The sequence below is a fragment of the Syntrophomonas sp. UBA5494 genome (genome assembly GCF_002426325.1).
Genome location: NZ_DIPG01000008.1, coordinates 1 through 7,792 on the forward strand (window position 1 = coordinate 1; position 7,792 = coordinate 7,792).

Annotated in this window: 6 protein-coding genes; all 6 read left to right on the top strand. The window is 52.8% G+C overall.

What is annotated here, in order from left to right:
• Positions 1 to 15: 15 nt before the first annotated feature.
• Positions 16 to 366, top strand: a complete 351-nt coding sequence (locus B3W37_RS00905) for a hypothetical protein (protein ID WP_481038966.1) — start codon at positions 16 to 18, stop codon at positions 364 to 366.
• A 74-nt stretch (positions 367 to 440) separates the two neighbouring features.
• Positions 441 to 1,787 carry a tRNA (N6-isopentenyl adenosine(37)-C2)-methylthiotransferase MiaB gene (gene miaB / locus B3W37_RS00910; RefSeq protein ID WP_483169497.1) on the top strand — a complete coding sequence of 449 codons (1,347 nt, stop codon included), beginning with the start codon at positions 441 to 443 and terminating at the stop codon, positions 1,785 to 1,787.
• Between the two features lie 19 nt (positions 1,788 to 1,806).
• The gene (locus tag B3W37_RS00915; RefSeq protein ID WP_483174508.1) at positions 1,807 to 2,190 is read left to right on the top strand and encodes a YlbF/YmcA family competence regulator; all 384 of its coding nucleotides are present in this window, start codon (positions 1,807 to 1,809) and stop codon (positions 2,188 to 2,190) included.
• A 104-nt stretch (positions 2,191 to 2,294) separates the two neighbouring features.
• A complete protein-coding gene (gene mutS, locus B3W37_RS00920; RefSeq protein WP_483174509.1) occupies positions 2,295 to 4,871 on the top strand; it encodes a DNA mismatch repair protein MutS in 2,577 nt (858 codons plus the stop codon).
• Between the two features lie 29 nt (positions 4,872 to 4,900).
• Positions 4,901 to 6,583: a hydantoinase/oxoprolinase family protein gene (locus B3W37_RS00925; protein ID WP_483170607.1), complete on the top strand. Its 1,683-nt coding sequence runs from the start codon at positions 4,901 to 4,903 to the stop codon at positions 6,581 to 6,583.
• On the top strand, positions 6,580 to 7,792 hold a 1,213-nt coding region (locus B3W37_RS00930; protein ID WP_483174510.1), incomplete at its 3' end, for a histone deacetylase family protein. The genes B3W37_RS00925 and B3W37_RS00930, both read left to right, overlap by 4 nt.

Here is a 7,792-nt window from a genome sequence, read left to right on the forward strand (position 1 = left end):
TTAAGGAGGATGGCTATGTCAAACCAAGAGAAAATAATAATAGAGATATTAGCGGGTTCACAAGGGGAAATCCACGGCTGTGAAGGTTGTACTGCAGGGGGCTGCTGCGGCACAGAAGACTACAGCGCGACAACCAGAATGGTCGCCGAAGTGCTGCAGGAGCAGTATGGCGACAAGGTGGAGGTAAGATACGTCGATGTCGAGCAGACCGGACTGAAGGCCTATCCCAAGATTCTCAACATACTTTCGGTGGGCTACAAATATCCCATCACGGTGATCAACGGCAAACCGCGGCTGGCCGGCGGGGTAAGCCTGGATCAAATCAGGAAACTGGTGGAAGAGGCCATTGACGAGCCACAGGATTAGATTTTGATCGCAACAGCCGGGTCAAGCCCGGCTTTATTATATTAGACCATAAAGGGGTATAGAACATGTCAGTAATGCCGGAAGCGCAAGATCAGGGCAAAAGCTATCACATCTTAACCTATGGCTGTCAGATGAATGTGCGTGATTCAGAAGTTATAGCCGGCCTCCTGGAAGGCTGTGGGTACCATTCGGCGCCCAGCCCGGAGGAAGCCTCCTTGATTGTATTCAATACCTGCAGCGTGAGGCACTCGGCAGAGAACAAGGTATTCGGCAAGCTGGGCGAAATCGCGGCCTTGAGGCGCAAAGATCCCTCTAAGCTGGTGGCTTTTGGGGGATGCATGGCTCAGCTGGCTGAAGTGAGACAAATACTCAAAAAGCACCATGTAGACATAATTTTCGGAACACTTAATATACATGAGCTGCCCGGCTTGATCCGTCGAGCTGAAGAAGGCCGGCATCCGGTGGTGCAGGTGTGGGATAAGGAAGGCGCCATCATCGAGCCCTTGCCGTCGCGACGCTCCGGGGGTTTTAGCGCCTTTGTCAATATCATGTTCGGCTGCAATAATTTCTGCAGCTACTGCATCGTGCCCTATACCCGCGGCAGGGAGCGCAGTAGGGAAGCGGAAGATATCGTCAATGAGATCAGGAAATTGGCTGAAGCAGGCTATAAAGAGGTTACCCTGTTGGGGCAAAATGTCAACTCCTATGGCAGGGGGCTTAACGGGTCCGTCGACTTTCCCGATCTGCTCAATATGGTGTCAGAGATAGATGGAATTGAGCGCATACGCTTCACCACCTCGCATCCCAAGGACCTGTCGGACAAACTGATCGATACCGTGGCCGACAACCCCAGGGTCTGTGAACATATTCATGTGGCCATGCAGTCAGGCAGCAACCGGATTCTACAACTTATGAACCGGGGCTACACCCGGGAACACTACCTGGAGAGGGCTCTGGCCCTGCGCGAGCGGGTCCCGGGAGTGGCCATAAGCACTGATATCATCGTTGGTTTTCCCGGTGAAAGCGAACAGGATTTTGCCGACACCCTGGACATGGTTCAGAAAGTACGCTTCGACTCGGCTTTTACCTTTATGTATTCTCCCCGCACCGGCACGAAAGCGGCCGAGATGGAAGACCAGCTCCCCGTCGATATCAAGCGCAGCCGGTTGCACCAGTTGACTCAGCTGCAATACGGGATCGCCCTGGAGATCAACCGCAGCCTGGAAGGCAATTGTGAACAAGTCCTGGTGGAAGGTCCCAGCAAGACCGACCCCAGCAGATTGACTTCACGCAGCCGCACCAACCGCATTATTATTTTTTCTGGGCCTGACAATATCGCTGGCCAGACAATCCGTGTTAAAATAACAGAAGCCAGGACATTTTCGCTATTTGGCAAAATAGCAGAAGATTGCGGCCTTTAAAGATAGGAGGTAGATACCCTTGCACAGAGACGCCATTATTAAATTAGCCATGGATCTTGGATCGTCCATAGCCGAATCCGATGAACTCATGGAAGTAAAAAAGCTGCAGGATCAATTGCAGGCAGACGAAACTGCGTTTGGTCTGGTGATGAAATACCAGGCTGCTCGAATGAATCTTGAAAACCAGCAGCGGGCCGGGCAAAATATCACCCCCCAGGATGAAAATCATCTCAGCATACTGGAGCAGCAGATGCAGAACAATGCCTTGATACAGCAGGTCATGGATGCACAGGACAGATTCAACAATCTGATGCAGGCAGTGTACTATGCCATGAATCAGAGCCTTTCGGGCGGGTGCAGTCCCGATGGGTGCGGCGGTTCATGCAGCGGCTGCGGTATGTAAAGATTATTCCCCAGCTTTAATGTTTTGCCCAAGGCCCTGATTTGGGTCTTTCTTTTTGTCGGAACCAGATCCTGCGGTCTCTGGGAACAAGGAGGAGACTAGTCTTGTCGCAGTTTACCCCCATGATTGAACAATATTTGGAGATAAAAAAACAACACCAGGACGCTATCCTTTTTTTCCGCCTGGGGGATTTTTACGAGATGTTTTTCCAGGATGCCGAAACCGCATCCCGGGAATTGGAGATTGTTTTGACGGCCCGCGACGGCGGGCACAGTGAACGCATTCCGATGTGCGGAATTCCCTACCATGCCGCCAATACTTACATAGCCAAGCTTATTACACTAGGCCACAAAATCGCGATATGCGAGCAGGTGGAAGATCCCAAAAACGCCCGGGGCATTGTCAAGCGAGAGGTGGTCAGAATAGTTACTCCGGGAACTATAACCGACGAGAACCTCTTGCAGGAAGATCTCAACAATTATTTGGCAGCAGTGGTCGAAACCAGGAACTGTTCGGGGTTAGCCTGGGTGGATGTTTCCACCGGCGAGTTTATGGTGGCAGAGTTTGACGGACCCGCCGGCCTGGTTGCATTGAGCGCCGAGTTGCAGCGCATCGCCCCCGCGGAATGCCTGATAGACAACAGCGGGGAGCTTTACTCCCAGTACTGGACCAACCCGGCCTGGCCGCTTAAAGCCTCGGCGGCAGGCATCCCTGAGGAAGCTTTAAACCAGGTCAAAGCTCAAAACATCCTAACAGATCATTTTCATACCGCCACTCTGGACGGCTACGGTCTCAAAAATTTCAGTGCCGGCATTATGGCCGCAGCCGCTATTGTCCTGTTTTTGCAGGCTACTCATCAACAGCACTTGGAGCACATATTAAAGATAAAAATATATCGCCCTGAGAAATACCTGACCATCGATGCCGCTTCACGGAGGAATCTTGAAATCACCGGCAATCTTCGCGAAGGCGGCAAGCAGGGCTCTTTATTCAGCATCCTGGATTTGTGTCACACCAGCATGGGAAAAAGGCTTTTGAGAAGGTGGCTGGAACTTCCCCTGCGGGAAGTTGGCGCTATTAACGAACGCCTGGATGGAGTAGAAGAGCTGTTCCGGCAAATTGTGCTGCGGGAGCAACTGGCGGTGGTCTTAAAACGCATCTACGACATGGAGCGCCTGAGTGGAAAGCTGGGAAGCGGCCTGGCTAACCCCCGGGATCTTTTAGCCCTGAAATCATCCTGCCTGGCCTTAAAGGATTTAATAAGCATACTGCAAAAATGCCAAAATGAAACCCTTCGCCATGCCAGCGCCATGGACAATCTGGATGATCTGGCCGGCTTGATTGATCTGGCCATCGAAGATGACGCCCCTTTAGCCGTAAAAGAGGGCGGCCTTATAAAACCCGGCTTTGATGAAGAAATCGATGAATTGAAACAACTCTCCAACGAAGGATCAGCCTGGTTAGTCGATTATGAAAATAAAGAAAAAGAGCGCACCGGCATAAAGCATTTAAAAGTAGGATTTAATAAGGTATTCGGTTATTACCTGGAAATCAGCCGTTCCAATCTGCACCTGGTGCCCCCGGACTATATACGCAAGCAGACCCTGGTCAATACTGAACGCTTCATCACTGAACCGCTAAAACAGTACGAAGACAAAATCCTGGGTGCCAGAGAGCGCCTGTTCGCACTGGAATACGAAGTTTTTGCCACAGTTAGAAATGCCCTGGCGGGGCACCTGCAGCGCATTCAGGACAGCGCCGGGCGGGTGGCTGCGGTGGATGTGCTCCTGTCCCTGGCAGAATGCGCCTTCCGCAATGATTATGTTCGTCCCCGGGTGGATGAAAGTGGTAAAATTGAAATCAAGGGAGGGCGCCACCCGGTAGTAGAGCAATTCCTTCAGGACGGCCGCTTTGTGCCCAATGATATTCGCATGGATTCAGACCAGTCCCGCTTTATGCTTATCACCGGTCCCAACATGGGGGGCAAAAGCACATATATGCGGCAAACCGCCCTGATCGTTATCCTGGCCCAGATAGGGAGTTTTGTGCCAGCCCGTGAGGCTCATATCGGTGTGGCCGACCAGGTATTCACCCGGGTAGGGGCCAGTGATGACCTGGCTTCAGGCCAGAGCACCTTTATGGTGGAAATGGTGGAGGTAGCCAACATACTTCATAACGCCAGCCTGGGCAGCCTGGTGATACTGGATGAGATCGGGAGGGGCACCAGTACTTTCGACGGGCTGAGCATCGCCAGGGCAGTCAGTGAGGATCTGGCCAACAGAATTAAAGCCCGTACCCTTTTTGCCACCCATTATCACGAACTTACCTCCCTGGCCGAAGATACCAACGGTATCGTCAACCTCTCGGTATCGGTAAAAGAGACTGGAGATACGGTAGTTTTTTTAAAAAAGGTGTTACCGGGAAAAGCTGATAAAAGTTACGGAATCCATGTGGCCAGTCTGGCCGGATTGCCAGGGACGGTGCTGAAACGTGCCGAGGAGATTCTAAACCAGCTGGAAAACAGGCCGCAAGAAGCCTCAGCTTCACTGGTGTTCGAACAACCGGCTTTATTTGCGGCCGAAACCCCGCTCCTCACAGAACTGCGCCGGCTGGATGTGGACAGCCTCAGCCCGCGTGAAGCTTTAAATATCCTTTATCGATGGAAAAGCGAGTTTAATTGATATGCTTATTTACATAAGGAGGTGTTGCCATGTTAATTGGTATCGATGTGGGTGGTACCTTCACTGACGGAGTATTGTTCGATGACGGCCGGATATTGGCTGCGGTTAAAAAGCCCACCCAAGCGGATCATCTGCAGGAGAGCCTCTTAGAGGTCCTGGATGGACTCCTGGCGGCAGCGGACGGAAAAGCCATTAACCGTATTGTGCTGAGCACCACCCTGGTTACCAATTTGCTGGTTACCGGGCAGGGGGAACTGACTGCCCTTTTGATGCTGCCCGGGTACGGACTTCCTCATCAAGCCTACGGTGTCAGCCGGGACATCTATTTTCTAAAAGGAGCCGTGGATTTCCGCGGCCGGGTAATTGAAGCCATCGATCAAAGAGAACTCCAAGAGGTTTGGCAGGATATCAAGCAGAAAGGGATTAAGCGCATAGCCGTAGCCTGCAAATTCTCCAACCGCAACCATTCCTTGGAACAACAGATCAGAGAATTCATCCGGCAAAACGACCCTGAGATGCAAGTGACCATAAGTGCTGAAGTCTCCGGCAAACTAAATTTTCCGAGGCGGGCTGCCACCACTTATTTTACCGCCATGACCATGCCGGAATGGAACCGTTTTGCAGACCGCATCAGCCAGGCCATACAGGCTCGGATTGCAGATGCCGAGATTCACATCCTCAAAGCGGACGGAGGCACCATGCCTTTGGAGGCCTCGCGTAATCAACCCTGCGAGACCGTATTCTCCGGCCCAGCTGCCAGCACCATGGGTGCCACCGCTTTGAGCCGTGACCAGCAAAACTCGGTAGTGGTCGATATCGGCGGCACCACTACCGATATATCTTTGCTTATCGCCGGACAGCCCCTGTACGCTTCCAAAGGAGCTCAAATCGAAAAGCATCATACCCATATCAATGCTTTTGCGGTGCGCTCCATCGCTCTGGGCGGGGACAGCGTCATCCGCTGCCGGGAGAACAGCATCAAGGTGGGTCCGATGCGCATCGGACCTGCCGCCTGTTTCGGCGGGGACGAACCAACCGTAACCGATGTTTTTAATATTTATTTCAAACTGGGGGTGGGGGATTCCGGACGCTCCCAGGAATCACTGGAGTCTCTGGCCGCTTCGGCTGGTATGGATCTGCAAAATCTGTGCTTTTTTGTGGTGGAAACCGTTATCGAACGCTTGAAGCGGGCTATCACCGAAATGTTCACCGAGTGGGAAAATGAGCCGGCCTATAAAGTATGGGAAGTGGTGCATCGTCGCAAATTCAGGCTGGACCGCATTATCGGCATAGGGGCGGCAGCCCATGCCATGGTGCCGGTGCTGGCCGAGGAGATCGGGGTTCCTTCCTTCATCCACAACTATGCGCCGGTAGCCAACGCTTTGGGAGCGACAGTGGTGCGCCCCACCCTGGCCCTGCATCTGCATGTGGATACCGCCAGCAATATATATACTGTCGATCCGGGGGGATTAAAAGGCAGCCTCGAATCGCCCCGGAAGTTTCAACTGGCGGATGCCAAAGTGCTGGCCCTCAGCTGTCTGGAAGAAATCAGCCGCCAGAGGGGCATCGATAAGTACACCGTTGATGCCGGTTTCTTTATGGAAGAACAGTTCAATATGATCCGCGGTTGGGACCGGGTAGGCAAGATATTCGAGGTAGGCATACAGGTCGCACCGGGATTCATCGAAGAATACCAGGGGGTGAGTGAATGAAGCCGACCGGAGTATTGTTTTTCCCGGCCTTTGACTGGGCCATAACCCCAACCCACCCGGAGCGTGAAGAGCGCTTGCTATATACCCGCGACCAGATATTTGAAGAGGGTATCATGGATTTGCCGCAGATACGTGAATATCAGCCGGGATTGGCCACCCTCAAGGATATTGCCCGGGTGCATTTCTGCGTCCCTGACATAGAATCGCAGATCACCGAGGCCCATCTGGTCTCAGCCGGATCAGCACTGCGCATGGCCGATGCGGTTGTAACCGGCGAAGTGAAGAACGGCTTTGCCATCGTCCGTCCCCCGGGGCACCACTCCATGACCGTGGTGCACGGCAACCGGGGCTTCTGCAACATCAACAATGAGGCCATCATGATAGAATACCTGCGCCATAAATACGGATTGAAGCGCATCGCCATAGTGGACACCGATGTACACCATGGGGACGGCACCCAGGAAATTTTCTGGGACGACCCCGATGTGCTTTTTATCTCCTTTCACCAGGATGGCCGCACCCTTTATCCGGGCAGCGGTTTCGTAGAAGAGAACGGCGGGCCTTTGGCTTATGGAACCACCATAAATATCCCGCTGTCGCCGCGCACCACCGACGAAGGCATACTGTTTGTACTGGATAATCTGGTAATGCCCATACTGGAAGAATTCAAACCCGACCTGGTGGTCAATTCAGCCGGACAGGACAATCATTACAGCGATCCCCTGGCTAATATGTGCTTCACCGCCCAGGGATATGCGAGGCTAAACCAGCGTCTCAAACCTGATATTGCGGTTCTGGAAGGCGGCTACTCGGTGGAATCAGCCCTGCCGTATATCAACATGGGTTTGATTATGGCCATGGCGGGGATCGATTTCTCCAATTTGAAGGAGCCCGATTTTACGCCTCACAAATACAAAGAACCGGGAGGCAACCGTGAGATCTTACAGCGCATCGTGGATACACAACTCAGGGTATTCCGGGAACGGGAAGAAAAGGTGGCTCAAACCCTGGCCAAGCAGGAGCGCCCCTTCCGCATGGAGATGAGAAACATATTTTATGACACCGATTATATTCACGAACAGCAGCGGGTTGAACTGCGCATGTGCCCGCAGTGTGCGGGGTTCAAAACCATCGTGTCTTCGGCCCAGCACCCCTCCGGCAAAACCTACATGGTGGGCTGTGTGTCGATACCTTTCCAGGCCTGCCCCA